Source organism: Microbulbifer maximicatervae (SeqCode), from assembly GCF_052467305.1.
Window position 1 is genome coordinate 958,859 of the sequence record NZ_CP174306.1, and the last position, 23,214, is coordinate 982,072.

Sequence of the window (23,214 nt, forward strand, 5' to 3'; positions counted from 1 at the left end):
AATCAGCTAGTTAACTGGTGGGGAAAGTATGGTATTTTTCCCTGTAAATTTATCGGGCAGTGGCCAGCCAAAGTTGGCTGGCAGAGAGCAAGTAGGTCGTTCAGAGCGCGCCAGCTATAACCAGGCCAGGCAAGATCGCCCAGCCGGTGGCTGGGCTGGACAGCCTACGCTTTGCTTCGGCTGCCCTTGCTGGCAACGTTATGGATCATGGAGATCTAAGTGAAGAATGTAGTTTTTCTGATGTCCCTTATGTATTGCAGTCTTGCAAATGCATCATGTGAAATCGAGCAATACAAAAAATATTTAAATTCTCAAAGTGTATCGATGCTAGAAGCCACAAAAAATCTTTTTGAAGAGGATAAGGTAGCTTTCAAAATCATAAAGCCATTTGTAAAATATCAGGTACGCCACAACAAATTAAATATCTATGTAGCAGAAAAATTGAATATTATCGATCCGAGTCTACTTAATACTGGTAGTACGATCGCGAAATTGGTGCCTAGCTTCTCGTTAAAAGTAACTTCAAGTGGTTCACTGGAAAATAGAGTGGATTTAGCTATGGCCAATGATTCCTTCTATACATCGGAAAAGACGGCGATGAGCGCTGATGAAGATTACTATCTATTTCATAAAGGCATGTCCAGTGAAGAAAAAAAGCAGTTTTTCTCTGCTAGAGATGTTCTAAATAGGTTTGTGTCAAAAAGTAGCTACTTCCCTAATGTGCAATCAGCATTTAGCAAACAGTTCAGCGAGGTCTGCAATCCATAACAAGCGCATGAATTTCGTTCCAGCCCTAAGGGCTTCCACCGGACAATCGGCGCTATGCGCCGCTTGCCGATTATGCGGGCGTTAGTGCGTCAAGCTAAGCTTGATGCTTCTTGCAGGGTGGAAGTCCCTGTCGGGTAAGGCCTAACCAGCCACCTGTATCGAGTGTTGCGCGTAGGGCGGAACAGAAGGGAAAGAAAATATAATTATCTTTTTTTTCAACTGTGAACAAACTATGTGAAGCGTACACAGAGAATTCTATAGGCCATAGGGATTATCGTGATCCTGAAGTGCTGGTATCGCTCCGATAATAAAGTGAGCTCCGATTGACGAGATGTGTAACGCCATCGAAGTCCAGGCAATGCAACCGTAATGGTAAGGTTGTTGCGGATCGGCGGGGTTATTAAGCCGTGGCATGTAGAAAGAGAAGTATTGAGAACTTGAGAGATCCGAGCAGGTTCCTGAAGGAGCAGGTAGAGACGTTAAGCCTAATGGCGAAACCAACGAAGACCACTCGGAAGTCGGATCAGCTCATAGTAGTCCGAGAGCGGGAAAGCCGCTTACATGGCGAAGGGGCTGACAGTAATATCGGTGTGCAACAGAAACATAGTCCGGACAAAGTAGGGCTGGAGACACTATGACAACCGCCTTGCACGCCATCGCATTTAAAGCACAGAGCCACCCCAGACACAGGTTTCAGAATTTATACGGACTGCTAAATTCCAACCTGCTGTATCAAAGCTGGGGCCAGCTCAATAAGCAGGCCCGCCCCGGTATCGACGGAGTAACTACCGAAGTTTACCGGCAAAGACTGCCGCAAAATATTCAATGCCTACATCAACGGCTGTGTGACAAACGCTACCGCACCCAGGCGATTAAGCGGGTATTGATTCCCAAAGGCAACGGCAAGCAGCGCCCACTGGGGCTGCCTACGGTGGAAGACAAACTGGTGCAGCAGAGCGTAGCGCAGCTACTGCAAAGTATCTGGGAGCAGGATTTTCTGCCCTTCAGCTACGGTTACCGTCCCAGGAAAAGCGCCCACCAAGCCGTACACAGTCTTGGCTTAAATCTGCAATTCAAAGGCTACGGCTACATCGTTGAAGCCGATATTAAAGGCTTCTTTGATCAGCTGGATCACGACTGGTTACTGCGGATGCTAGCCCTTCGTATCGACGACAAAGCCCTGCTGACACTGATTAAGCAGTGGCTGAAAGTACGCGTGCAAACTCCAGATGGTAAGTTCAGTAAAGCGGCAGCAGGCACCCCGCAAGGAGGTGTGGTCAGTCCGGTACTGGCGAACATCTATCTGCACTACGTCCTGGATTTGTGGTTCGAGAAGAAAGTTAAGCCGCGTATGCGTGGCAGAGCCATGCTAATCCGGTACGCCGATGATTATGTAGTGGCTTTCCAATTGAAAACGGATGCAGAGCGCTTTTACCGGGTACTACCGCAACGGCTGAACAAGTTTGGCCTGCAGTTAGCCCCCGAGAAAACGCACCTGAAGCGCTTTAGCCGCTTCCATCCGGGCCGAAAACGGCAGTTCCAGTTTCTGGGTTTTGAGTTCTACTGGAGCTTGGACGTCAACAAACGCCCCAGGCTCAGGCGCCGGACTGCCGCACAGAAACAGAAGGGCGCAATGGAAGCGCTCTACCACTGGATCAAAGCCAAGCGCAGTGAGCGTCTGAGAGAATGGCTGCCCACACTGAAGCGCAAGCTACAGGGGTTCCAGAACTACTTCGGTCTACCAGACAACAGTCGAAGCTTGTCCCGTTTGTACAGCTATGTTTTACACAGCATACACAAATGGCTCAACCGGCGGAGTCAGCGCAAGAGTTACAACTGGAATGGTCTAAAGGAAATGCTGGGATATTTTGGGCTAAAGCCACCGCGAGTATACAAACGCAGTATACTTGTGGACTGGTATTAGGGTTCGTGCTTTACACGAGCGAATATATTACTGAAGAGCCGGATGCGGTAGTTCCGCACGTCCGGATCTGCGTGGGGGCAGTTAGGGTAACCGGCTGTCCTACCACTACAGCATCCTACAAATATAGATTGCGTCAATGAAGAAAATATTTTGTATCCTCCTTCTAACTATCTTCACAAGTTTGCCCACCTACTCAATTGAACCAGCGTGGTTAACAGCTGCGTGCTTTAATATGAATTTTGCAGTATGGGATAAATTTGGAACAAAGGGCTACGACGTGCTTTATAAAGTAAGGTCTGGAGATGGGCACGAGTTCTCAGCGAAATTGAAAGCAAGTGGACATAATTCCTCAAAGGTAAACTTTCCTAGAGATTTCAAGGATGACAAGAGCGGTAAGGATGCATCCGTTGTATGTCATGGATCGAGTGACTACTTTTGGGAAATATATGTGCATGGTGAACTTAAAGAGCGTGGTAAAGTTTCTTTTAACCGAGACCACTAGTGCTTAACAAGTCAAGGCTGTCGGACGCTTCGCGCCGCAGCTTGAGGCGTATGTGGCTAAGACCAGTCGGGATTGATCAGAGTCTATGAGTGATAAAACCACAATCACGGGAGGTTGCCTATGCGGGGCCATCCGGTATGAATCATCGGGGCCTGTAAGCGAGGCCGGTACATGTCACTGTCGAGCGTGCCAAAGATACACTGGCAGCGCATTCTCGGCGTTTGTCGGCATCCCTAAATCCGCACTCTGCTTTACCAAAGGGAAGCCGAAATTCTATGTAAGAGGGTCATTTAAGGAACGAGGGTTCTGCCCAGACTGCGGTAGCTCCCTAACAGACCGCTATCTCGTACCTGTTAGCGGTGCAAGTGGGCCGGATACATATTGGATTCAACTCGGGACACTCGATCATCCAGAAGTTATAACACTTAATTTTCACTACGGCGTAGAGACGCAGTTGCTATGGGTACACTTTGACGATGAGCTTCCTCGTACACGGTGTGACGAAGATCCGAGTCTTGCAGCAGCACTCGCAATTGTAGGTGAGCAGCAAGAATAACTCGATGGCGGTACAGAGTGGTGCCACATAACCATCAGCTGCAGCCGACCGGCTACGCCAGCGGCTGAGCGCGGCGTTAGCCATAAGGTCGTCTTAGAATGAAGATATTCATAATATTTTTATTGCTGTTTAAAGCTCAATTGGTGTTCGGTTGCTACTGCGTAGATGCTCCTCTTGAGAAGAGATATTTGGAGTCTGACTATGTTTATCTCGGCCAGGTTCAGTCTTCAACGCTTGGTGACAATGGTGTAGTCACAAACGAATTAGTTGAATTAGAAAGAATTGAAGGCGTAACAGATACCAAAACTGTAAAAAATACATTGTTTCCCGAAGATATGTGTGCGTCTCACATGGTGGTAGGATACAAGTATGTAGTTTTTGGGAAAACTGGTTCGATTCCAGAAATTAGTTCCTGTTCAAATACTCGCTCGCTCGGGGATATCGGTAAAGAGGGACTGGCGCAGCTCCAAGAAATGGCTAACAAGCGCAATCAGTAAGCTACGGCCCTGCGGGCCTCCGCGGGACGTCCAACGCTATGAAAAAATTCACCATCGTACTATTAATGATCATCGCAGGATGTAGTGATTCTAAAATGGATGCACCAATACTCAAAGACACGACGTCTATTGATTACACTAGGCATGAATTCCATCATCCACCTGAAGATGTGAATGGAGACCTTCTTACCTTAGTCTATGACATTCCATATTTTGGAGCCTGTGGAGTATTTCCGCCTTTACATGTTGCTAATCAGACATTTTCTAGCGGTGGAGGCGATGGAGGAATGAGTCCGGGGGCATCATGGAGTCCATTCACGATAGACCAAAAACAATATGATACTTTGCTAAATCAAGCTATAGAAACACCAATGAATAAATTAGAAGGGAAGTCGAGATTTAACTTTGTAAAATTTATTCGAGATGATTCCTTTGATAACATTCAAGATCAATATGATTGGCTAGAGGCAGTTTGCGTTAAACATCGTGAACGCTACAGATTGGAAAATGAAAAGTATCAAAAAGGCGTATAACAAGTGACTATGGTTGTTCGTCAAGTTATTAAGCCATACTTTCATCCCAGTAGGTGTTATTTTTCACCATCGTATTCAGGATCGTAATCTGCTTTCTCATGCAGGCAATCAGAGCGACCTTTTTAGGTTTGCCAGCGTCGACTAATCGCTTGTACATCGGCTTTAGTTTGGGATGATGCTGTATGGCCGACATGATGGAAACAAACAAAACCGTTCGTACACGATGCCTTCCACCCCGAATATATCTCTTTCCCTGGAAGCTGCCGCTATCACGGTTCATCGGGGCGATACCGACAAGTGCAGCGATTTCTTTACGGTTCAATTTTCCTAGCTCGGGAAGTTCACTCATCAATGTATAAGCCAATACATTTCCAACCCCTTTAGCGCTCAACAATAGGTCCCGCCTTTGCCGCCACTCAGACACACTGTTAACCAGTTTATCCAGTTGCTTGTCGATACCTTTTAACTCTTTCTTGATGGTGTTTAGAATGGCCTGTATAGGTTTGTGCACTGATTTAGGCATCCTCTGAAGCCGATTCTTTTGCATTGTGCTCATCTCTAAACACTGACTTCTTACCGCCAGTAAGCCACTGATCTCCCTAAGTTTTTCTGGCTTTAGCTCCGATAGTCTTGGCTTCATGGCCTCACCAAAATGTGCAATATCCATTGCATCTAGCTTGTCAGTTTTGGCGAGGCGCCCTGCGGATTTAGCGAAGCTTCTTATCTGTGAAGGGTTGCAAACAACAACAGGTAATCCTGCTTTGTCAGCGGCGCAAACAAACTCTAATTCGAGTCTTCCTGTAGACTCTATTAATACTCTTTGAGGTTTAAGAGGTTGTAATTGTTTAATGGCATCCTTAATGCCATTTTTATCATTGGCAACACTAAAGAATTGGCCAGTAGGTCTCACATAAATATCGAGTTGTTTACTGCTGGTATCGATACCGACATTGATCTCTTGAGGTTCCATAAGATAAGCTATCTCCGCCTTGCTATTCGGGCTCGAGGCCCACATGACTATCCGAGTTATGCCTAGTGAGTGTCTGTCACGTTCCTACTTGTTAACGGTCTTTATAAACCGGCGCAGCAACGAACTGTGACAAACAAGGCCTTCGGTGGCCGCCGAAGGTGGGTCTCAATTTACCCGTTAGCGAAAAGGATTTTCAACATCAGAATTAGGCAAGAACAACGATACAAGGCGCAGCAACCGACCTCCGGCCATTGTCACCTTTTGTGCGCTTCGCAGCACAAAAGCCGCCAATAGCCTCCGGCGGCTGTGCGCGGCGTTATGTGTGAGCAAACATGAATAATAGATTAGGGGCGATTATTGTAGTAGCTTTGGCATTGTTGCTTTCAGCTTGCCGTGCAGAGTACAAAGATATCAGCAGCGAGCCAGAGTATTCTCAATATATTGGCAAGCAATATAAACTAATATCCGATATGGACTATTCCAGGGTTAACTTGCCACCAGGCTATAGCGATGAAATTCATGTTTATATTATTTCATCACGAGATCCTGGCTGGAGTGGTCCAAAGGTGGTAACAAGAGAAACGCTGCCTACTGGCTCTATTGTCACAATATCAAAAGTAGAGGAATGCACTAACTGTTTAACTTTTGGCGCTCCACTCAGGCGTGCACAAGTTGAAATTAAAGGAGTCCCATCTATTAATCTCCCAAAACAGTTAGATTTTGATCAAAAACTATCTGGAAAGCACCTTGAACGAGTTCAATGAAAACATAACTAGTCAAGGCAGCAAGGGCTGCTTCGCGCGCCGGGGCGCACAAACCGCTACGCAGTTTGGCGCCCCTGCTTGAACCGTTAAGTTTTAATCAGATTATGCGTAAATTTTTAGTTTTAATATTCTGGGTTTTTTTTCGCTAATGCAGTAGAGGATGTGGCTCGCCCCATTACACATATTGGTATGTCTGGCGAATTTAGAGGTCAGAGTTATAAGGTGAGCTTTGAGGTTTCAAGTGTAGAGTTATCGACTTACCCGCACAGAGCTCACTATAAACTTGAGGGAGTGAATTTTGAACTAGGCGGCAAAGAAATCCAAATACCAAAAATAGATTTTAAGCCGGTAACATATATTGATCTTGGCCAAGTATTCGTATTGGGTAGCGCAAATGATATTCTTTATTTGCAACTACCGGTATCACCAGATGATCGTAGTTACGTTCGTCTCGTGTTTCAACATGGTGAATACAAGGGAACCATTGAGCATCTGTATTCAGTTGAACACAAGGATAAAACCAAGGGGGTGAAGTGGTACCAGTAAAACTTAATAAGGCGTTGCAGTGGGATTCCCAAAACTATGCACCTTTCTGTGTAGTTCGCTTCGCTCACATTTTGCACAAAACGGTGCGCTGCTTTGGCCGCGGCGTTAGCTTTCAGGAAGAAATGAAGAAATATCTACTAATATTTACTATCGGGATTTTGAGCTGTACAGCTCAAAGTCCTTATATGGATATCCTCGACCGTGGATTCGGAGAGAACGTGGAACGTGACGGAATCACCTTTATTGTAGGCCCATGGTTTGCGCCTGGGACAGAATATGGCTACCACATAGGTGACGAATATCTGGTTATTGCTCATACCGAGGGAGATGACGTAGAAACGCATGTTATCGATCTCAGACATTGCCAAGAGTTGTTCGCCGGTGTTGATAAATTAAAAAGGTCAGTGCTAGAGACTGCTGAAATATTCTCGGGTGTAAGAGAGAGAAAAGATCCCGAGATAATTGTACTTGATGGGGACGTATTCGAACTTGAGTACAACTCTACTGATATTATGGGCTCCATTACTTTGCAAGGTAGTGGTAACAGTCAATTTGCTGCACCATGGGTCGATGCAGCCTATGAGATTGGTAACATCGCGGAAAAGTGCGATGAAAGCTAACAAGTGGCGGCAGTACGCCCTGCGGGCAGGACTCGCTTACGCTCGCCTCTGCGGCAGGCGTTAAGTGATACAAGGATAGCCAATGAAATCGTTCATCATTAATCTTGTCGGCTTAGTTGGATCTTGGTATATGATTGATCTTACCTCCGAAAACTCGCTTAATTCAGTATTTGCTCCATTATTATTTACAGCCTTTCTAATTTCCAGTGTGCTGTGGTTTATTGTGAAGTTCGGGATAACTCAGGGCTCTAGCATTGGTGGTTACTTTGACAGTGGTGATTCTGGTGGTTTTGGTGGTGGAGATGGAGGGGGTAGTGATGGTGGGTGTTAGATCACTCAACAAGCGCATGTTGTTCGCTAACATCGCGGCCGGACGGCTTACGCTATGCTCCAGCCGTCGCAAATGCGAACGTTAAGTGTTAATTCTTATGGAATACTTGAATAAGGATGATATTTTCGAACTAATAGATTCCTTGAGTAGTGATGTTGTTAGCTTTGATAGAGTGCGTCCACATAATAAAGGTGAAATTAGAAAATCAGCCTCAATGGATAGAAGAGAGCTTAAAGAGTTTATCGCTGGGGCTATTGAAGAGGAGTATCAACCTGGTGGTGATATTGAAATATTTATTCCATCAATCGATAAAATTTTAGTTGGGCAACATGACGGAGTTTATTGGCTTGAGAGCAACACTTAACAAGTTGCTGAAGTGCACTCCAGCCGCAAAAGGCGTGGCTCACGCGGGACAGCCAAACCTTTGGTTTGTCTGTCCCTTAGTAAAGCGTTAAATTTTACCATGAACGAACCACGAATAAAAACGGCAAATAAAAGTAATGGGTCCATATTCCTGGCGAAAGCAATTGTTGGCGCTTTGCATTTTTTCTTGTTGGGTCAACTTTATACACATGTAGGCCCACAAGAAGCAGGAAAATTTATTGGAGGGGTGGTACTTCTGTTAATATCTTTCTTCTCAATACTGGTCGCAATCAACAATTTCAGATTTAAAGTATTTAAGTGTCCAAATTGCCGATTGCCTATAGGGAAGATAGAGCCACATGGAAAAGTCCCTGGAGATCCGATTTACCAGTATTGTTATTGTTGTAATACTTTGTGGCTGGTAGGTAAGGTTCCTGGGCGCATACTGGCCGCCGGTGCAGATGCCTCCGATTCAGACGCCGGCGGAGAATAAATTTAACAATGCGCTGCAGGCTGACGTCTAACTTTGTGCACTTTATGCGCGGTCGCTACGCTCCCATTTTTGCACATAAAGCGCCCAAAGTTAGCCTCTAAGCCATGAATAAATTCTTAGTAGTCTTAGCTCTATTGATATGCTCGCCAAGTGGGCTGGCAAGCTGCTGGATTGAATATACGAAGAAAACATTATCTGAAAGAATAGAAGAGTCGAATTTTACCTTTCGTGGAGAGGTTCAATATCGAAAGACTATCGTATCGCAAGAAAAGGGGCATGAAGAAAGAATAGAGTCTATTGAAGTTCTATTTGATAAGGTCGAAGATCTTAATGGAAATAGAATTGAAAAAATCTATCTAAAGCTTGATACAGCCTGTACGTGCAAATACGACTTTCAAGTCGGGGTAAGATATGTGGTTATCGGAGATAAGTCAGGCGCTCGGATTGCGGTTCAGAATTGTAATAATATCCTTACGGAGCAAATCTATGAGTTGCATCAGAAGTTCGAGCTTGGTGGCAAAGGCTAACAAGTAGGTGATGTTCGTTCCAGTCTCTGCGTGGCTTCCATATGCCGCTTATGACTATGCCCACTCATATAATAAGAACACGAAGATCAAGCCAGTGAAGATCGAGTTCCCTGAGCCTTACTACAAAATAGAGGGAAGTTCTGCTGTAGTAGTTTACGGCAACTATATCGATAAGCTGTTTCTTTTGAAGAAAAATGGTATTTTAAAAGCTCGTGGGGACTTTCAGTAAAAAAGCTAACAAGCAATGGCAGCATTGTCTAGACTATGAGAGATAAACGAGCCATATTTGCGACAGTTGAACTCTGGTATTGCGAACACAAAGGCATTCTGTTCGCAATCTTGGTTACGCTAGGAATTGGAGTGCTCTTCCTATATGTCGGTTTTCCTAAAAGCACTGAGTTTGTTTCAGGTGTCGCGCATGCTCAGGTTTATGATGGCAGCCAAACTGGAAATGAGCCTAAGCTCTTGGTCAAATTAGCTAACGGCAACTTGGCTCATGTGGGGGTAAGCTCTCCTGGCCAAGTTAAAATAGGCTCAGAGCTGTGCCTATATAAAAAGACAAGTCATGCAGGTACAGTACATTTTTCAATTAAGGCAGTAGGTAAATGCACATAATAAAATTAGGCATGTGACGTTTGTTACGCGGCCGCACATACTAAAGGCGCTTAGGTTCTCCATGAATAAGCTCATCACTCTATTGTTACTAAGTAGCAATACTTGCTTAGCTCAGGATCTAGTAGGCACCTGGGAGGATAGGAGTGGGGGCATATTTGGTGGTGATTCAGGCTGGGACGAGTGTGAGTTTCGATATGACAACACTTTTAAGTGTACAAACTATCCAAAACTAGGCAGTTTGGTTCTACCTTTTGAAGGAGCTTGGGAGTTAATAGGTAACACTCTCATTCTTCGCTTGGATGGTTCTCATATGGTAAAGGCTCATATTGCCGAGATTGATAAGGATTTCTTTAGAGGGCTGGTAGAAAATGGCAATAAATTTACGTTTAGCAGGCAAAAGCCTTAACAGGGCAATGTAGCTGACGTTTTACTTTGTGCGCTTTTTATACCGTTGCTGCACTCCAATATGCATGTTAAATGTTCACGAAGTAAGCCGCCGTTGATCTTAGTTCTATGAGAATAAGAACATGAAGAGCATTCCAATAACTTTTATTCTCACTATTTCTCTCGTGTCCGGATTTGCGTCGGCAACAATAATTTATGTAACGCCAAATTATCCTTTAGAGGCACTTAAAAATTGCATAGAGGGTTGGGTAGGGTTCGAACTGACGGTAATGCCTGGTGGTTTTTTTGAAAATGTTAAAATCATAGATTCTTATCCTGAAGGCGCATTTGATGAGGCAGCTAGAAAAGCTCTTATCAGGTATAAGTTAGTGCCTAAGGAATTAATAGGTGTAACTACCCCAGTTCATGGCATGAAGCTCAAAATAAGCTACAATCTGGACGGCAAGTGTATACAGAAATAACAATCACAGGCAGCGAGTCTACGGCCCTATGGGTCTCCGCAAGGTGTTAAATGGTACAAGGAGAGCAAATGAAATCACTCATAATTAATTTTTTCGGCCTAGTCGGATCTTGGTATATGATCGATCTTACTTCCGAAAATTTGCTTAACTCAGTTTTTGCCCCGTTAGTATTCACTGGCTTCCTAATTTCCAGTGTGCTGTGGTTTATTGTAAAGTTTGGATTAACTCAGGGGGCTGGCTCTGATACTAACTTTGGCGGTGGTGATTCAGGGGGTTTTGGTGGTGGAGATGGAGGCGGCGGTGATGGTGGGTGTTAAATCACTGAGCAAGCACATATTATTCGCCGCTATCGTGGTCGAATGGCTTACGCTACGCTTCACCCGCCGCAAATGTGAACGTTCTATAAGTACTTTGTAGTCGAGTAACCATTGATAGCTATGTCTTCAATTTCAAAAAATAAAGAAGAATTAATCTCCTCAATTGAAAATTCTTATGAAAATTTATTTGCTGATTATATGGGGGTTCCCAGGGAGCTTTCGAGAGAGATTGGTGTCGAGGGTAATGTAAAAAATACAGAAATAAGTGTTTCTGATACTATTTCATACCTGATCGGTTGGGGAAATCTTGTCCTAAAATGGCATGAGCTTAGGGCAAATAATCTTGAAGTAGATTTTCCAGAAAAAGGTTACAGCTGGAATGAGCTTGGGAGGCTAGCGCAGCACTTTCATGCATCCTATAAGGATTGGTCTTATAAACAGTTGCTAACAGAATTCCAGTTTACAATACAAAAAATACTGAAGCTTATAGGCTCATTGAGCAATGATGAACTTTATGGAGACAATTGGTATAAAAGTTACACCCTTGGGAGGATGATCCAGTTTAATACCTCATCTCCAATGAAAAATATCCGCACAAAGGTGCGCAGGTTTAAGAGGCAGAATAATATCAAGTAAATTCATACAACCTGTAAACCCAGATGACGCCTAAGAAGCACCTAATTTAAGTGTTTTGTTCGAGGTGAAGAGTGAATAATGAAACAAAAAACGTACTGCTAAGTGCATATACAGCTATAGGGCTTCCTATATCAGGTATTTTGCTTTTTTTTACATATATTCTTACAGGCAAGACAGTGCCTAGCGTTCAAGATTATGTAATTGCTACGATATGTGTATTTGTTAGCTTAAGTAGTATTTATCTATATAAGAAATTGAGCGCTAGAGAATCTGACCCACCGTTAACTATTCGTACTGCGATTAATGGTGTTTTGTATATTGTAGCAGTAATAGTAATTACAAGTATCATATGGTAATTCTCCTACACAACAAGGGGTTCCAGTCGACACCCAAAGCTACGCACTTTTGAGTGTAAGGTTGCTGCGCTCCCCTTAATACACAAGTGGCGCTTCGCTCCTGGCGCGCCTGAATCCGACATTATGAGCTAAACGAGCTATGTTTAAGCATGTTATAAAATTTTTATTTTTAGCGCTTTGTGGCGAAGCTATGGCCTATGGCCTATGGCCTATGGCCTACCTAAAAATACTGAAGTAACACGAGCAAATGCTGACTCGCTGTCTATTAAGTTGGAAAAAATAGATTCTGGAAGTGTTGATACTTTTCTATATCAGCTTGAGTTTGCTAACAAACTCGAAAATTGCTTAGCGGGACGAGTTCAAACCTTCCTATTTTTTGATAAAAAGGAAATTTCAAGCTCTTCTATGGATTATAAAGTCGGCAGTGAGCAACCCAGTGTTTTACTTCATATACCCGCATCGGGTTATGATATGGCGATAACTATCCAGTATTGCTGCTCAGAGGGAGTATCCCCCAGCTGTAAACAGTCACTCTCAATCAGTTCGGTCATTGGGATTACGTCGCAATGAGAGGCTCTCATAGCAAGTGACTATGGTTGCTCGTCAATTTTTTAATCCATACTTTCATCCCAGTAGGTGTTATTTTTCATGTTCGTATTTAGGGGGTAGTCTGCTTTCTCCGTGCACAAACAAACTCTAATTCGAGTCTTTCTGTAGACTCTGCTAATATTCTTTGAGATTGAGAGGCGTCCTTAATGACTTAATGAAATTTATATTGGTGACACTAAAGAATTGGCCTGTAGATCTCACATGAATATCGAGTTATTTATTGCCGGTATCAATTCCGATATTGATCAGTTGAGGTTCCATGCGATAAGCTATCTCTACCTTGCTATTCGGGCTTGAGATACATATAACTATCTGAGTTGTGCCTTGCGGATATCTGTCACGTTCGTACTCTTTAATGGTCTATATAAACTAATCGGTTTAGCAATGAACTGTGACTAACAAGGTCTTCGGTGGCCACCGAAGATGGCTCCCAATTTACCCGTTAGCGAAAAGTACTTTCAATATCAGAATCGGGCAAGAACAGCCACACGAGGCGCTGTCACCGGCTCCAGCGCGAATGCGTCTCCGTGGGTGAGCTTAGCGCTAAGTTTTATACACAAGTTTTTTAAGTTTTATTATGTAAATCAATAAGTTACAGTTTAGCCCAGTAAGAACTACAGATTTGGCTGGATAATTATGCAGGACTGGGTCATGGACGAAGTAAAAAATCAGGTTATGGGTGATACACGCTTGAATAAGCGCTTGTCTAATATTCTCAGTAATTTAAGTTCAGACCCAAACAATAGCATTCCTTGTGCAAACAAAACTTGGGCAGAAACGTTTGCAGCTTATCGCTTTATAGAAAATGATAAAGTCAACTTTGACTCTATTATGAGCGGTCATAAATCGGCAACTCTTGAGAGAATCAAAGTGCAGCCTGTTGTTCTTATCCCACAAGATACTACCTTTCTAAATTTTGCCACTGACCTAGAAAGTAAAGAGATGGGAACACTTAGGCGTAAAGAGACCAACCAACAACTCTTGCACACCTCCATCGCGATAACACCATCCAGAGTTAATTTGGGTGTTGTTGAAGGTAGTATGTGGCAGAGAGATAAGGAATCAAGTTCTAATTCCCGCTATACCAAGTCGATAAAGGATAAGGAGAGTCGACGCTGGCTAGACCATTACGAAACGGCTTGTCAGATACAAGAGCACTGCCCTGAAAGCACAATTGTGAGTATTGCTGATAGAGAGGGTGATATTCATGAGTGGTTTCAGCTGGCTGAAGAGCAAAGTGAACAGCGGCGGGCGAGCTATATCGTTCGAGCTAAGGCCAATCGCACTTTAGAGCTCGATGGAGAAGAAACGGTTTTGCTTTGGGATCATATGAATGAGCAGAAATCTGTCGGTCTATACACGGTAGATATTCCCAAACGGAATGGAGAGCCTGGAAGAAAAGCCAAGGTCAACGTATCCACTACTGAGATACGGTTGCTAGGAAAAGGAAGATCTAAACGACCACTTTCTCTCTATGCTGTATTGGCTAAAGAATTAACCCCACCAGAGGGTGAAAAAGGCATTGAGTGGATGCTGTTAACTGATCTTCCAGTTGAAGACTTTAAGCAGGCGAGAGTTATCATTGAGTGGTATCGAAGCCGGTGGGAAATTGAAACCTATTTTCGGGTGGTAAAAGGCGGATGCCAGATAGAAAGTAATCGTTTTAGAACAGAGCAGCGAATGTTGAACTGTATTGCGATCTATATGATTATTGGATGGCGACTACATTCGATAACTACACAAGCAAGAAGTCTTCCTGATGAACCATGTACGAGTGCTTACTCTGAAAAAGAATGGCGCATGGTATGGATGATGCGAGATAAAAGTTCCCCACCGAATATACCTCCAAGCATGAGAGATATAACGCGTATGTTGGCAGGCCTAGGGGGATTTCTAGGACGTAAAGGTGATGGCGAACCAGGGGTTAAAACTGTTTGGCAGGGATATACCAAACTGCTCCATTATATTGAAGCAGCAGAGGCTTTAAATGGGCTTAAATGATGTGTATAAAACACAGGCTTAGCGTTATGAGGAAACTATGGTAACTCCAATAATTATTCTTTTACTGTTGTCTAGTCCCTTAGGTATCTCTTTTATTTATTCAAAGTTTAGCGGCATGCCTCTGAATGTTAAAAAGTACGCCTATTGGGGATTGGGAATAACCTTCATATTCTTCTGCGTTGGGCACTTTGTTAAAACGGAGGGCATGGTGGAAATGTTACCGTCTTGGATCCCTTTTCGCCTAGCAATAATCTATCTCACTGGATTGATTGAGCTATTGATAGGTATTGCTCTTTTTGTGCCAAGATATCAGCTCCATGCTGTATGGCTTGCTATTGTAGTTTTCGTTATTTTCTTTCCTGCAAATATATATGCGGCATTAAACGGTATTGGTCTTGGCGGGCATCAATGGGGGCCCGCTTATTTGTTATTACGTGCGCCACTGCAAATCATACTAATTGCATGGGCATATTTTCTGTGTGTGAAAGGTCATAACATTTTAAAGCTGTCGACCACTAATGCAGTCGGCTGATTGAGGTGTTGTGTGTAAGGCCTGCCCAAGCTTAAACGTATTCAATATTTTGGTGTTTTATCACTAGGAATCAATACTCCTATATTCATGTGGGTTTTTTTTCAATTATTTGGAGTAAAGCATAACAAATTGCTGAATTCTATGTTCTGCTCGCTTTGTGCTGTAGACCAAAGCAGCTTTATCCCGGTGATGGCCTGAGTAAAGCGTTGCGCATATGAGTAGGTCTATGCTACAACTCAGATATGTGTAATCGAGAGGAATAAAAGATGATGAGTTCTTTGGAAGTAGCAGAGTATTATTTCAAACTCTCAAACGAAAGTAATTTTGATGAAATCACAAAACTATTTTGTGAAAGCTCCACATTCAGGTCAGGAAAAGGAGATCTATTCTTAGGTGTGAATGACATCATGTCTATGCAGAGACTTCATCATGGTATGTTTTCAAAGCTTGAGTGGGAAGTATGCAGTGTTACAGAAACCAAACCCGGGATAGTTCATTTCAACTTTAACTTTACAGGTGAAACACATGCTGGAGAGAAAGTAGAGTATTCCGGTTTGGAAGATGTGGTTGTATATGGTGGTAAAATTCAGCACGTTCAAATACAGCGTCTGTGATACCTTATAATCCCATGTCATGCAACCTATCTTTCGCTGCATGCATGGGTCAAGATCAGGCAAGTGAAACCATGTAAGTTAAAGCATGAAGCTTTGAAAAGCTGGTCTCGTTTTGCCCACAAAAAAGCCTCCAACTTCATAAGTCCTGTGTTTGAGGTGTTAATAAAAAGACTAGCTTGCTTTTAGTAGGTATCCGGTATCATTAGGTTTAATTGGGAGTTAATAGAAATTTCTGCGGGGAAGTCTTTCACCCGTTAAAGCTGGAGAAGTGTTTAAAGTACTTCTCCAGTTTTTCTTAGGCTGCCAATCAGCATTTCGCAAATTATTAGCTCACAAAGTGATGGTGTTCTGCTAAAGAATATATGGTTTATGGGTTGATTAGATGGAGACTAATCAATCCATACCCTGGTATAAACCCGCTTCTGATCCGGAGTATCAATAAATCCATCCCGATCATGTAGGACTTTGGTGTTGTCAACGAAGACCATATCTCCAGAATTCATGTAGAAGCTTAATGTATTCTCCACACTATTTAATTCCTTATCTAGCATATCCAGAGCCTTAAGTACTTCTTTTGATAAAGGCTGGTTTACACGCTGATGGCCTTTCTCAATCCAGTACCGCATATAACGAATACTGAGCTTTTCGTTTGAATATTCGAAAATAGGAAAACAGTTCTCAAGTATGCTTTTTATGTTTTTGTCACTGCCTGGAGTAACTAAATCCCTAATATAGTTGTTGTACAGGATCTCTAGTTTTTGTGGGGCAGTTTTTCGTAAGTTTTCATGAACTTGAGCCGCAGAGACGATTTTCGATTTTCCACCTTCAACTGCCGGAGTAAGGCAGCATAATCCAAGTATCTTTGGTTGTACGGTACGTTGTGAGCTATCAGTATGGACGCCAGTGGGTGCATTTGTCTGAGACACAGGAATAGCTTCGCTAGTATAGTCTTTTCCTGTGTCGAGAATCCCATAAAGCCGGCCATAAGTATCTATAGTATTGCCCATTGCCAGGCTAAGCTTTAGAAATAGTAGGTTAAGCGTTGGCTTGCTTAATGATTCCTCGCCCTGTATCCATGCCACCCCGCTACCATGTTTTATTTCATATTTTATCTGGTTGGCAAGTTGGTCGAACTCAGGTGTGGCAACTGATTCTTGGGTCAGATTATCAATCGGATTGTTTTGTTGTTTGGCCCAGCTCTCCAGAGCCTCGACTTCAGATTTCCAGTTTGAAGGCCACAGAAACTTCCAGTTGGAAGTTGCGGTCATATCATTAGCAGTCCAGGCTTGAGCTTGAACTACTTCACTTGGGGCTAAGTTAGTCATTTACTTGCACCTTAAATAATACGTGTAGTGGATAGCCGGCTAGCGGTGAGAAAAAATCTGGATCTAGGTCGAGGTGCTCTTGAGTCACTGAGAGTTCTTGAACAGTTGGTAGGGATTTAAAACCAGCTTGTGCCAGAGCATCAAAATAGTGTGAAAAATTTTTATGCACACATCGCACTGAAACTGGTTTTCCATCTCTGCGCCATATTTTTCCTTCAAATGTTTGATCTATGCCATCTAAATAAGTCAAGTTGCCGTGTTGAAAGTAGAATGGAGGAATTTCTTCCCTCATGAATGGAAGGCAAGGGTGAGGCACTGTAAAAATAAAGGTGCCCCCTTTATTTAATAGACTCTTGACTTTACTAATGACCTTTTTCATTTCTTCTATGGTTAGATAGTTGAAAAGAAATACAGCAATAGCATGGTCAAACTTATCTCTAGGAAATTCTGTAAATGTAACGGCATTTCCAACTGCATATTCTGCTTTCGTCAAATTTCCGGCAGAAGCTGTTTCCTTTGCCTGGGAAATCATCTCTGAGGAAGAGTCAACACCAAAGATTGAACCTGCTCCCTTGTCGAGCAGCATCCTGGATACATAGCCTTCACCGCAGCCCATATCCAATATGTTTTTCCCGGAGATATCTCCGATTGCTTCCAAAACCTTGGGGCGAGCGGTGAAATCACTGAGTAGGATTTTCTCAGAGCGGTTCCAGCTGTGAGCTTGTTTGTTATAGATGGTTTCAGTTGATAGTGGTAAGTTCATCCCGAACTGCTCCTTCAATTTTTGGGATAAAGTATGCTATGCAGTGATGTGTGTATTGGTGTTTACTACATGGCTGGTGAAATTTTAGGTATTTGCGGCTTTAATTATTTAAGTTTAACTGCTGTTTTGATAAGGCTAGCATTTTAAATATATAAAGTTAGTCGTTACCAGGAAATCCACTTGGTGTTTTTTTGTATTCTGCAGCTTGTTTTGCGTGGGCATGCTGGCAGTTTTTTATTGTTTGATTTTGTTGCTTGGTTAAGTGTGCAAAGCTGGAGGAGGAGCCTCAAAGTCTTTTTGTTCAGATAGAATATTCATAGCTCACATTTTATTTATATTATTCATGCCGCTCAGGCTAGCAGTACTTTTGTTTTTGGGATTGATATATGTCAAATAAAACTAATTTTTTGGGGTTGAATTTAATGGATTAAATTCGCTTTAAGATGCTGTTTGGGTAGGGGGTAATGTAATCAGGGATATGTTTTAGCTTGTTGTATTCAATTCTCTTAGGTTGGATTGCAGTGCTTGATTAGCGGCGCCTCTAGTTCCCCATATTCTTGGCGCCTCGATGCTTAGGTTAATTTTTTGGAATATCTCTTCCTTGGCTAATCTGATGTTATTGTGATTTTGATCCTGCTGGCGTCTAGGCATCTTGTTGAGCGTGATTTGATATGAGAGCAACCGCGATTGATTCGGTCGTTTTTTGCGATATTTTTAGTACTTCAGCAATGCGTGAGATTTTCTCGGATGAACAACGCGTTCAGTACTATCTCGATGTTGAGGCGGCACTGGCCAAAGTACAGGCCCGGTTAAAAATAATCCCTGCAGAGGCTGCAGAGGACATCACTCAGCACTGTGATGCCAAACAGATAGATTTTGTAAAGCTTAAGGAGCAAACGGAGCTGATTGGTTATCCGGTGCTGGGTGTTGTAGAGCAGCTAGTGTCACTGTGTAGTCGAGATTTAGGTCAGTGGTGTCATTGGGGGGCTACTACTCAAGATATTACGGATACGGCAACCGTCTTACAGATTAGGGCGGCGCTTGAAATTGTTGAGACGGAGGTCAATGGGATAGCAGATGCTTTAGCGAGCCTGGCCAAGCGTTTCAGGGATACGCCTATGGTTGGGCGCAGTAATCTTCAACAGGCGGTACCTATAACGTTCGGCTACAAGGCGGCTGTTTGGTTGGCTGGTATTCATCGCCATCAAGCGCGCTTAAAAGAGATAAAGTCTCGGGCGTTTGTAGGGGAATTTGGTGGTGCGGCGGGTAATCTTTCTTCCCTGGGGCATCAGGGGCTAGAAGTTCAAAGAGGAATTATGCAGGAACTCGATCTCGGAGTCCCTTGTATCGCCTGGCATACGATGAGAGATCGCGTTACCGAAGTGGCTTGTCTATTGGGGCTGATTACTGGCACCTTGGGAAAAATAGCCCTCGATATAAAACTAATGGCGCAGACAGAAGTCGGGGAGGTGGCGGAGCCTCTTATATCTGGCCGGGGAGCGTCTAGTACAATGCCCCAAAAGCACAATCCTCTATCAGCAGTTCTTATCAGCGGTACTGTCCCAGTGGTTAGACAGCAGGTTGCCTCTTTGTTGGAAGCGATGGTTGAAGACCATGAGCGGGCTACGGGCCCGTGGGAGATAGAGTGGATTGTTTTGCCGGAAATATTCTGTCTTACCGCATCGGTATTATCCCAGGCACGTTTTGCGCTAGAAGGACTTCAGGTATTTCCAGAAAAAATGATGCGAAATTTGGAAATGACTGGAGGTTTAGTACTCTCTGAGGCTGTAATGATGGGGCTGGGACCGAAACTGGGGCGTGAAAATGCCCACGATTTGGTTTACCAAATTTGCTGCCAGGCAATGGAGACGGGTCGTCCTTTTTCTGACTTGTTAAAGGAAAATAAACAGGTGTCGGGAGCTCTCTCTGATGCGGAGTTAGATCAACTTCTTGACCCTCATAACTATCTTGGATCATGCGGGGAGATGGTTGATGCAACGCTTGCTGGAAAAGAGCGCTGACTCAGTAACCTGCCGTTTCCCAATTGTCACTGCTAGGTGCTGTGGTTCGATTCTTGTGCCCGCTGCTCTTAATGCAAACTCTCTAAGTTTAGAGTCTAATTCTTTATCTTGGCTGGTTTTTATTTTTTCAGTCAACTATTTTATTTTTAAATAGATACCTGAAGAAAATGTAGGATATTTATTTAAGGGTAAGGATTCTAGAGGCGGACGTAACTTAAAAATTAACACAATCAAGAATCGGTGCTTATTACTTGTGGTGTAACATATACAGTAATTTAGTCGATTCATGTTGTATTTAAGTGGTGATCTGAAGGGTGGGGTGATGGGCAGGTTTAAATTGGCATTGGCACAGTTGCCGTCAGTGAAAGGAAATATTGAACGCAATATTGAGTCACATATCCACACTGTAAAAGTCGCAGTAAGGAAAAAGGCCTCTATTGTGGTGTTTCCCGAGCTTTCATTAACTGGTTATGAGCCGGATCTGGCTGAACAATTAGCGCTTAAGATCGACGATCCACAGTTAAGCCCTCTAGCTGACTTGGCAGCTAACTGTGGTGTTTGGCTAGTTGTGGGTGCGCCTATTCGGCAGAAGAATGGTATTGCGATCGGTTCGCTCGTATTTTCTCCTCAGGGTGAGATTTCTGTTTATTTGAAAATACATTTGCACACAGGAGAGGAAAATTGGTTTGTTCCCGGAACTGAATATCTATCACTGAACATTGAAGGTGAGACCGTAGCTCTAGCTATTTGTGCAGATGTGTGTAATCCAGGTCATGTTGCCACCTATGAAAAGCAGGGGGCTTCAGTTTATGTGGCAGGGGTATTGATTACTCCGATGGGATACCCGGAGGATAGTCAACAGTTAGCAAATTATGCTTTGGAGCACAATTTACTGGTGGCTATTGCGAACTTTAATCAGCCGACAGGTGGTTATTCCACAGCCGGCTGTAGTGCAGCTTGGGGTCCCGAAGGTGAGATTGTCAGCGCGAGTGATACAGCCAGCCAACTAGTTTGCGTTGAGCGTGACGATGAAGGGTGGTGTTCGGAGATTGTGTCTCTTTAATTGTGCAGCTCTATAAATGTCGTGGCCAATAGCTCCCTTCATTGACTCGCTTCCAGCTCTGCTACTAAAGCTGTCACCAATCCGGCTGCGGGCAGGGCTCGTGCGAGAGGGGCTCCTTGTCCGGCCCATTGAACGGCATATTCGTCATTGCCTGCTTTTGCAGCTGCTTGAGCCAGGGCTTTGCCCGCGGAGTAAGCGATCGGGTAATCCGGCAGAGGGGGAGCGCCCTTACTTAGTGCTTTATAGAATTGGTTGCTGATACCGCGAGCGGGGCGCCCGGAAATATTGGCGGTGATCTCTGTGTGCTGTGCGCGCTCACTTTGTAAGGCGTTGCGGTAGCTGTCGGAGGCCGCAGACTCCGGACAAAGGACAAATGCAGTTCCCATTTGCACGGCACTGGCTCCGAGAGAGAGTGCAGCGCGAATGCCTGCGCCATCCATAATGCCACCCGCAGCAACGATTGGTAGGCTGCTGTGGCAACACAGCAATCGCACCAGCGCCAGAGTTCCAATTTCCTGGTCGCCCTCTGGGTGGAAGACCCCCCTATGCCCACCAGCCTCAATACCTTGGGCAATTAAAACATCGATACCAGCATCCTCAGCCAGTTTGGCTTCTTGAGGAGAGGTTGCCGTGGCCATCAAGATAATCCCTGCACCTTTTAGTGCGGCGATAAACTCCTCTGACGGTAGGCCAAAGTGGAAGCTGACAACCGGTGGCTTTTGCTCGAGCAAAACTTCCAGCATGGCCTTATTGTCGATAAATGTTGAGTAGGGTTCATTGATCAACTTGGGAACCGGTGCATCGAAGGCGGCAAAATGTGGGGCGAGATGGGAAAGCCAGGCTTGCTCCCGTTGGGGATCTTTTGTCGGGGGTTGGTGGCAAAAGAGGTTTACATTAAAGGGGTGCTCGGTCTGGTCGTGAGTACAACGAATTTCATCTGCGGCTTTTTCTACTGAGCAGGCGCCGAGCCCAAGTGAGCCGAGTCCTCCTGCATTGGATACAGCGGCGGCGAGAGCGGGTGTGGATACCCCGGCCATGGGTGCTGCAAAGATGGGATGGGAAATTCCGAGTTTTTCGAGTAATGGATTCATGGCCCTGCCTTTGAATTGCGCTCCCCTTCTGGGCCACCTTAGTGCAGATTGAGCGAGGTAGCTATACCTCACAGGCGTTAGTGCTGCAAAAGTTTTTGGGGAGCGCGAACAGCAATCCTAGGTGGATTGCTTACAGATGTAGGTTGAAACCGATGTATGGTCCTTTGATTTCAATATCGCTCTGCAAGTCGTCGAGCTCTTCCAGATCGAGAGTCATTACGCGGTAACCAGCTTCGATAGCAAAGTCGACAGCTGGTACAAAATCCCAGCGCACTTTAGCTGTCAGGTCGGTATGGGTATCGCCACGGTAGGCCGTTGCATTGCCTTGGGCAATTACAGACCAGCCGGTAAATGGAAGATCAAAGCGCGCCATGCCGTAGGCCATAGGCAGGTAGCCCGTGAGGTCGACAGTCTCTGCCTGGGTATCGCTCACTGCAGTAAATTCACCGTCATACATACGAGCGGTCAAACCGAGATCCAGATTTACCCAGTTGTCCAAAATTTCGTAGTAAAGAGTGGCGTCGGTATGGCTGAGGTTCAGATCTGTGCGGATTTCTGAATTGGCAGTGAAGGTTTCATCATCAAAAGTAACGGAGGTGGCCAGGGTATCGTCACCGTCGGTATCGATATTGCTGTGGGCCAGAAGCACATTGGGCACCAGGGGAATGGGGTGTTCCAGGGCAACCTGCAGGAAGGTAATGTTATCTTCCGAGAGGGACAGGTTATCCAGCTTGTATTCGTCGGTACCGATATTACCGCTATAGCCTGGCAGCCATGCGCCGGCAGTAGCATCAAGGCCGAGGATAGTATCTGCGCTTGCGGTGCCGCAGGCGAGGAGGGTACTCAAGGCAAGTGCGGATTTCTTCATTGACTTCACTCCGTGATGAATTTGTCGCGGAGTTTACAGATAAATTTTTCCTGTGCCGTGGCTAAGTTGCACATTTTTACAAATCTTTAACGTTTTGCACTGGTAAAAATGGTGCGTTTGGGTATTGCCTGTTAGTAAATTGG

Annotated in this window: 31 protein-coding genes; 26 read left to right on the top strand and 5 right to left on the bottom strand. The window is 44.3% G+C overall.

The window, feature by feature from the left end; translation table 11 throughout:
- The first annotated feature begins 219 nt into the window (after positions 1-219).
- From ACJJI4_RS04340 to ACJJI4_RS04365, 6 genes are all read left to right on the top strand, one after another.
- Entirely contained in the window at positions 220-768 is a 549-nt protein-coding gene (locus tag ACJJI4_RS04340; protein WP_444927202.1) for a hypothetical protein, read from the top strand.
- A 634-nt stretch (positions 769-1,402) separates the two neighbouring features.
- Positions 1,403-2,692: a group II intron reverse transcriptase/maturase gene (gene ltrA, locus ACJJI4_RS04345; protein ID WP_444925282.1), complete on the top strand. Its 1,290-nt coding sequence runs from the start codon at positions 1,403-1,405 to the stop codon at positions 2,690-2,692.
- A gap of 136 nt (positions 2,693-2,828) precedes the next feature.
- Entirely contained in the window at positions 2,829-3,194 is a 366-nt protein-coding gene (locus tag ACJJI4_RS04350; protein WP_444927203.1) for a hypothetical protein, read from the top strand.
- Between the two features lie 85 nt (positions 3,195-3,279).
- Positions 3,280-3,750 carry a GFA family protein gene (locus ACJJI4_RS04355; protein WP_444927204.1) on the top strand — a complete coding sequence of 157 codons (471 nt, stop codon included), beginning with the start codon at positions 3,280-3,282 and terminating at the stop codon, positions 3,748-3,750.
- A 98-nt stretch (positions 3,751-3,848) separates the two neighbouring features.
- Positions 3,849-4,247, top strand: coding sequence for a hypothetical protein (locus ACJJI4_RS04360; protein WP_444927205.1), 399 nt, complete (start codon positions 3,849-3,851; stop codon positions 4,245-4,247).
- Positions 4,248-4,285: 38 nt separating this feature from the next.
- Complete coding sequence (locus tag ACJJI4_RS04365; protein ID WP_444927206.1) at positions 4,286-4,780, top strand: hypothetical protein; 495 nt, start codon at positions 4,286-4,288, stop codon at positions 4,778-4,780.
- Between the two features lie 28 nt (positions 4,781-4,808).
- Here ACJJI4_RS04365 and ACJJI4_RS04370 read toward each other — a convergent pair whose 3' ends face one another.
- Positions 4,809-5,750 carry an IS110 family RNA-guided transposase gene (locus ACJJI4_RS04370; protein ID WP_444927207.1) on the bottom strand — a complete coding sequence of 314 codons (942 nt, stop codon included), beginning with the start codon at positions 5,748-5,750 and terminating at the stop codon, positions 4,809-4,811.
- Between the two features lie 332 nt (positions 5,751-6,082).
- Between ACJJI4_RS04370 and ACJJI4_RS04375 the strand changes: the two genes are divergently transcribed.
- The 18 genes from ACJJI4_RS04375 (at position 6,083) to ACJJI4_RS04460 (ending at position 15,940) form a co-directional block, all read left to right on the top strand.
- Positions 6,083-6,514, top strand: coding sequence for a hypothetical protein (locus ACJJI4_RS04375; protein WP_444927208.1), 432 nt, complete (start codon positions 6,083-6,085; stop codon positions 6,512-6,514).
- Between the two features lie 162 nt (positions 6,515-6,676).
- Complete coding sequence (locus ACJJI4_RS04380) at positions 6,677-7,060, top strand: hypothetical protein (RefSeq protein ID WP_444927209.1); 384 nt, start codon at positions 6,677-6,679, stop codon at positions 7,058-7,060.
- Positions 7,048-7,680 carry a hypothetical protein gene (locus ACJJI4_RS04385; RefSeq protein WP_444927210.1) on the top strand — a complete coding sequence of 211 codons (633 nt, stop codon included), beginning with the start codon at positions 7,048-7,050 and terminating at the stop codon, positions 7,678-7,680. The genes ACJJI4_RS04380 and ACJJI4_RS04385 overlap by 13 nt, the downstream gene beginning before the upstream one ends.
- Before the next feature lie 82 nt (positions 7,681-7,762).
- Positions 7,763-8,011, top strand: a complete 249-nt coding sequence (locus ACJJI4_RS04390) for a hypothetical protein (RefSeq protein ID WP_444927211.1) — start codon at positions 7,763-7,765, stop codon at positions 8,009-8,011.
- A gap of 97 nt (positions 8,012-8,108) precedes the next feature.
- Positions 8,109-8,375 (top strand): hypothetical protein, encoded by a 267-nt coding sequence (locus tag ACJJI4_RS04395; protein WP_444927212.1) that lies wholly within the window; start codon positions 8,109-8,111, stop codon positions 8,373-8,375.
- Positions 8,376-8,474: 99 nt separating this feature from the next.
- Entirely contained in the window at positions 8,475-8,867 is a 393-nt protein-coding gene (locus ACJJI4_RS04400; protein WP_444927213.1) for a hypothetical protein, read from the top strand.
- A 104-nt stretch (positions 8,868-8,971) separates the two neighbouring features.
- Positions 8,972-9,394, top strand: a complete 423-nt coding sequence (locus ACJJI4_RS04405) for a hypothetical protein (RefSeq protein WP_444927214.1) — start codon at positions 8,972-8,974, stop codon at positions 9,392-9,394.
- Between the two features lie 94 nt (positions 9,395-9,488).
- A complete protein-coding gene (locus tag ACJJI4_RS04410) occupies positions 9,489-9,623 on the top strand; it encodes a hypothetical protein (RefSeq protein WP_444898087.1) in 135 nt (44 codons plus the stop codon).
- 35 nt (positions 9,624-9,658) lie between these two features.
- Complete coding sequence (locus ACJJI4_RS04415) at positions 9,659-10,009, top strand: hypothetical protein (RefSeq protein ID WP_444927215.1); 351 nt, start codon at positions 9,659-9,661, stop codon at positions 10,007-10,009.
- A gap of 61 nt (positions 10,010-10,070) precedes the next feature.
- Positions 10,071-10,415: a lipocalin-like domain-containing protein gene (locus ACJJI4_RS04420; protein ID WP_444927216.1), complete on the top strand. Its 345-nt coding sequence runs from the start codon at positions 10,071-10,073 to the stop codon at positions 10,413-10,415.
- A 121-nt stretch (positions 10,416-10,536) separates the two neighbouring features.
- On the top strand, positions 10,537-10,875 hold the full coding sequence (locus ACJJI4_RS04425; RefSeq protein WP_444927217.1) for an energy transducer TonB: 339 nt from the start codon (positions 10,537-10,539) through the stop codon (positions 10,873-10,875).
- 68 nt (positions 10,876-10,943) lie between these two features.
- Positions 10,944-11,192, top strand: coding sequence for a hypothetical protein (locus ACJJI4_RS04430; protein ID WP_444927218.1), 249 nt, complete (start codon positions 10,944-10,946; stop codon positions 11,190-11,192).
- Positions 11,193-11,312: 120 nt separating this feature from the next.
- On the top strand, positions 11,313-11,828 hold the full coding sequence (locus ACJJI4_RS04435) for a ClbS/DfsB family four-helix bundle protein (protein WP_444927219.1): 516 nt from the start codon (positions 11,313-11,315) through the stop codon (positions 11,826-11,828).
- Between the two features lie 71 nt (positions 11,829-11,899).
- Positions 11,900-12,184: a hypothetical protein gene (locus ACJJI4_RS04440; RefSeq protein ID WP_444927220.1), complete on the top strand. Its 285-nt coding sequence runs from the start codon at positions 11,900-11,902 to the stop codon at positions 12,182-12,184.
- Between the two features lie 204 nt (positions 12,185-12,388).
- Positions 12,389-12,754 carry a hypothetical protein gene (locus tag ACJJI4_RS04445; RefSeq protein ID WP_444927221.1) on the top strand — a complete coding sequence of 122 codons (366 nt, stop codon included), beginning with the start codon at positions 12,389-12,391 and terminating at the stop codon, positions 12,752-12,754.
- A 675-nt stretch (positions 12,755-13,429) separates the two neighbouring features.
- Positions 13,430-14,794 carry an IS4 family transposase gene (locus ACJJI4_RS04450; protein ID WP_444895875.1) on the top strand — a complete coding sequence of 455 codons (1,365 nt, stop codon included), beginning with the start codon at positions 13,430-13,432 and terminating at the stop codon, positions 14,792-14,794.
- 37 nt (positions 14,795-14,831) lie between these two features.
- On the top strand, positions 14,832-15,326 hold the full coding sequence (locus ACJJI4_RS04455; protein ID WP_444927222.1) for a DoxX family protein: 495 nt from the start codon (positions 14,832-14,834) through the stop codon (positions 15,324-15,326).
- 266 nt (positions 15,327-15,592) lie between these two features.
- A complete protein-coding gene (locus tag ACJJI4_RS04460) occupies positions 15,593-15,940 on the top strand; it encodes a hypothetical protein (protein ID WP_444898083.1) in 348 nt (115 codons plus the stop codon).
- 389 nt (positions 15,941-16,329) lie between these two features.
- Here the strand turns inward: ACJJI4_RS04460 and ACJJI4_RS04465 are convergent, their stop codons facing one another.
- Together ACJJI4_RS04465 and ACJJI4_RS04470 are read right to left on the bottom strand one after the other, a co-directional pair.
- Positions 16,330-17,265 carry a TauD/TfdA family dioxygenase gene (locus tag ACJJI4_RS04465; RefSeq protein WP_444927223.1) on the bottom strand — a complete coding sequence of 312 codons (936 nt, stop codon included), beginning with the start codon at positions 17,263-17,265 and terminating at the stop codon, positions 16,330-16,332.
- The gene (locus tag ACJJI4_RS04470; protein WP_444927224.1) at positions 17,258-18,028 is read right to left on the bottom strand and encodes a class I SAM-dependent methyltransferase; all 771 of its coding nucleotides are present in this window, start codon (positions 18,026-18,028) and stop codon (positions 17,258-17,260) included. Before ACJJI4_RS04470 ends, ACJJI4_RS04465 begins: the two co-directional genes overlap by 8 nt.
- A gap of 671 nt (positions 18,029-18,699) precedes the next feature.
- On the opposite strand from ACJJI4_RS04470, the gene pcaB reads away from it, so the two are divergent.
- Together pcaB and ACJJI4_RS04480 are read left to right on the top strand one after the other, a co-directional pair.
- Entirely contained in the window at positions 18,700-20,049 is a 1,350-nt protein-coding gene (gene pcaB / locus ACJJI4_RS04475; protein WP_444927225.1) for a 3-carboxy-cis,cis-muconate cycloisomerase, read from the top strand.
- Positions 20,050-20,371: 322 nt separating this feature from the next.
- Positions 20,372-21,112 carry a carbon-nitrogen hydrolase family protein gene (locus tag ACJJI4_RS04480; protein ID WP_444927226.1) on the top strand — a complete coding sequence of 247 codons (741 nt, stop codon included), beginning with the start codon at positions 20,372-20,374 and terminating at the stop codon, positions 21,110-21,112.
- A 38-nt stretch (positions 21,113-21,150) separates the two neighbouring features.
- Here the strand turns inward: ACJJI4_RS04480 and ACJJI4_RS04485 are convergent, their stop codons facing one another.
- Positions 21,151-22,203: an NAD(P)H-dependent flavin oxidoreductase gene (locus ACJJI4_RS04485; protein ID WP_444927227.1), complete on the bottom strand. Its 1,053-nt coding sequence runs from the start codon at positions 22,201-22,203 to the stop codon at positions 21,151-21,153.
- A gap of 130 nt (positions 22,204-22,333) precedes the next feature.
- Entirely contained in the window at positions 22,334-23,071 is a 738-nt protein-coding gene (locus ACJJI4_RS04490) for a TIGR04219 family outer membrane beta-barrel protein (RefSeq protein WP_413664944.1), read from the bottom strand.
- Between the last annotated feature and the right edge of the window lie 143 nt (positions 23,072-23,214).

Excerpts from the sequence above, each read along its gene's own strand:
- ACJJI4_RS04355 (WP_444927204.1), top strand. The coding sequence starts at position 3,280 with ATGAGTGATAAAACCACAATCACGGGAGGTTGCCTATGCGGGGCCATC.
- ACJJI4_RS04420 (WP_444927216.1), top strand. The coding sequence starts at position 10,071 with ATGAATAAGCTCATCACTCTATTGTTACTAAGTAGCAATACTTGCTTA.
- ltrA (WP_444925282.1), top strand. The coding sequence starts at position 1,403 with ATGACAACCGCCTTGCACGCCATCGCATTTAAAGCACAGAGCCACCCC.
- ACJJI4_RS04435 (WP_444927219.1), top strand. The coding sequence starts at position 11,313 with ATGTCTTCAATTTCAAAAAATAAAGAAGAATTAATCTCCTCAATTGAA.
- ACJJI4_RS04390 (WP_444927211.1), top strand. The coding sequence starts at position 7,763 with ATGAAATCGTTCATCATTAATCTTGTCGGCTTAGTTGGATCTTGGTAT.
- ACJJI4_RS04365 (WP_444927206.1), top strand. The coding sequence starts at position 4,286 with ATGAAAAAATTCACCATCGTACTATTAATGATCATCGCAGGATGTAGT.
- ACJJI4_RS04460 (WP_444898083.1), top strand. The coding sequence starts at position 15,593 with ATGATGAGTTCTTTGGAAGTAGCAGAGTATTATTTCAAACTCTCAAAC.
- ACJJI4_RS04350 (WP_444927203.1), top strand. The coding sequence starts at position 2,829 with ATGAAGAAAATATTTTGTATCCTCCTTCTAACTATCTTCACAAGTTTG.
- ACJJI4_RS04450 (WP_444895875.1), top strand. The coding sequence starts at position 13,430 with ATGCAGGACTGGGTCATGGACGAAGTAAAAAATCAGGTTATGGGTGAT.
- ACJJI4_RS04465 (WP_444927223.1), bottom strand. The coding sequence starts at position 17,265 with ATGACTAACTTAGCCCCAAGTGAAGTAGTTCAAGCTCAAGCCTGGACT.
- ACJJI4_RS04370 (WP_444927207.1), bottom strand. The coding sequence starts at position 5,750 with ATGGAACCTCAAGAGATCAATGTCGGTATCGATACCAGCAGTAAACAA.
- ACJJI4_RS04445 (WP_444927221.1), top strand. The coding sequence starts at position 12,389 with ATGGCCTATGGCCTACCTAAAAATACTGAAGTAACACGAGCAAATGCT.
- ACJJI4_RS04485 (WP_444927227.1), bottom strand. The coding sequence starts at position 22,203 with ATGAATCCATTACTCGAAAAACTCGGAATTTCCCATCCCATCTTTGCA.
- ACJJI4_RS04430 (WP_444927218.1), top strand. The coding sequence starts at position 10,944 with ATGAAATCACTCATAATTAATTTTTTCGGCCTAGTCGGATCTTGGTAT.
- ACJJI4_RS04415 (WP_444927215.1), top strand. The coding sequence starts at position 9,659 with ATGAGAGATAAACGAGCCATATTTGCGACAGTTGAACTCTGGTATTGC.
- ACJJI4_RS04425 (WP_444927217.1), top strand. The coding sequence starts at position 10,537 with ATGAAGAGCATTCCAATAACTTTTATTCTCACTATTTCTCTCGTGTCC.
- ACJJI4_RS04375 (WP_444927208.1), top strand. The coding sequence starts at position 6,083 with ATGAATAATAGATTAGGGGCGATTATTGTAGTAGCTTTGGCATTGTTG.
- ACJJI4_RS04405 (WP_444927214.1), top strand. The coding sequence starts at position 8,972 with ATGAATAAATTCTTAGTAGTCTTAGCTCTATTGATATGCTCGCCAAGT.
- ACJJI4_RS04360 (WP_444927205.1), top strand. The coding sequence starts at position 3,849 with ATGAAGATATTCATAATATTTTTATTGCTGTTTAAAGCTCAATTGGTG.
- ACJJI4_RS04395 (WP_444927212.1), top strand. The coding sequence starts at position 8,109 with ATGGAATACTTGAATAAGGATGATATTTTCGAACTAATAGATTCCTTG.
- ACJJI4_RS04480 (WP_444927226.1), top strand. The coding sequence starts at position 20,372 with ATGGGCAGGTTTAAATTGGCATTGGCACAGTTGCCGTCAGTGAAAGGA.
- ACJJI4_RS04470 (WP_444927224.1), bottom strand. The coding sequence starts at position 18,028 with ATGAACTTACCACTATCAACTGAAACCATCTATAACAAACAAGCTCAC.
- pcaB (WP_444927225.1), top strand. The coding sequence starts at position 18,700 with ATGAGAGCAACCGCGATTGATTCGGTCGTTTTTTGCGATATTTTTAGT.
- ACJJI4_RS04490 (WP_413664944.1), bottom strand. The coding sequence starts at position 23,071 with ATGAAGAAATCCGCACTTGCCTTGAGTACCCTCCTCGCCTGCGGCACC.
- ACJJI4_RS04455 (WP_444927222.1), top strand. The coding sequence starts at position 14,832 with ATGGTAACTCCAATAATTATTCTTTTACTGTTGTCTAGTCCCTTAGGT.
- ACJJI4_RS04400 (WP_444927213.1), top strand. The coding sequence starts at position 8,475 with ATGAACGAACCACGAATAAAAACGGCAAATAAAAGTAATGGGTCCATA.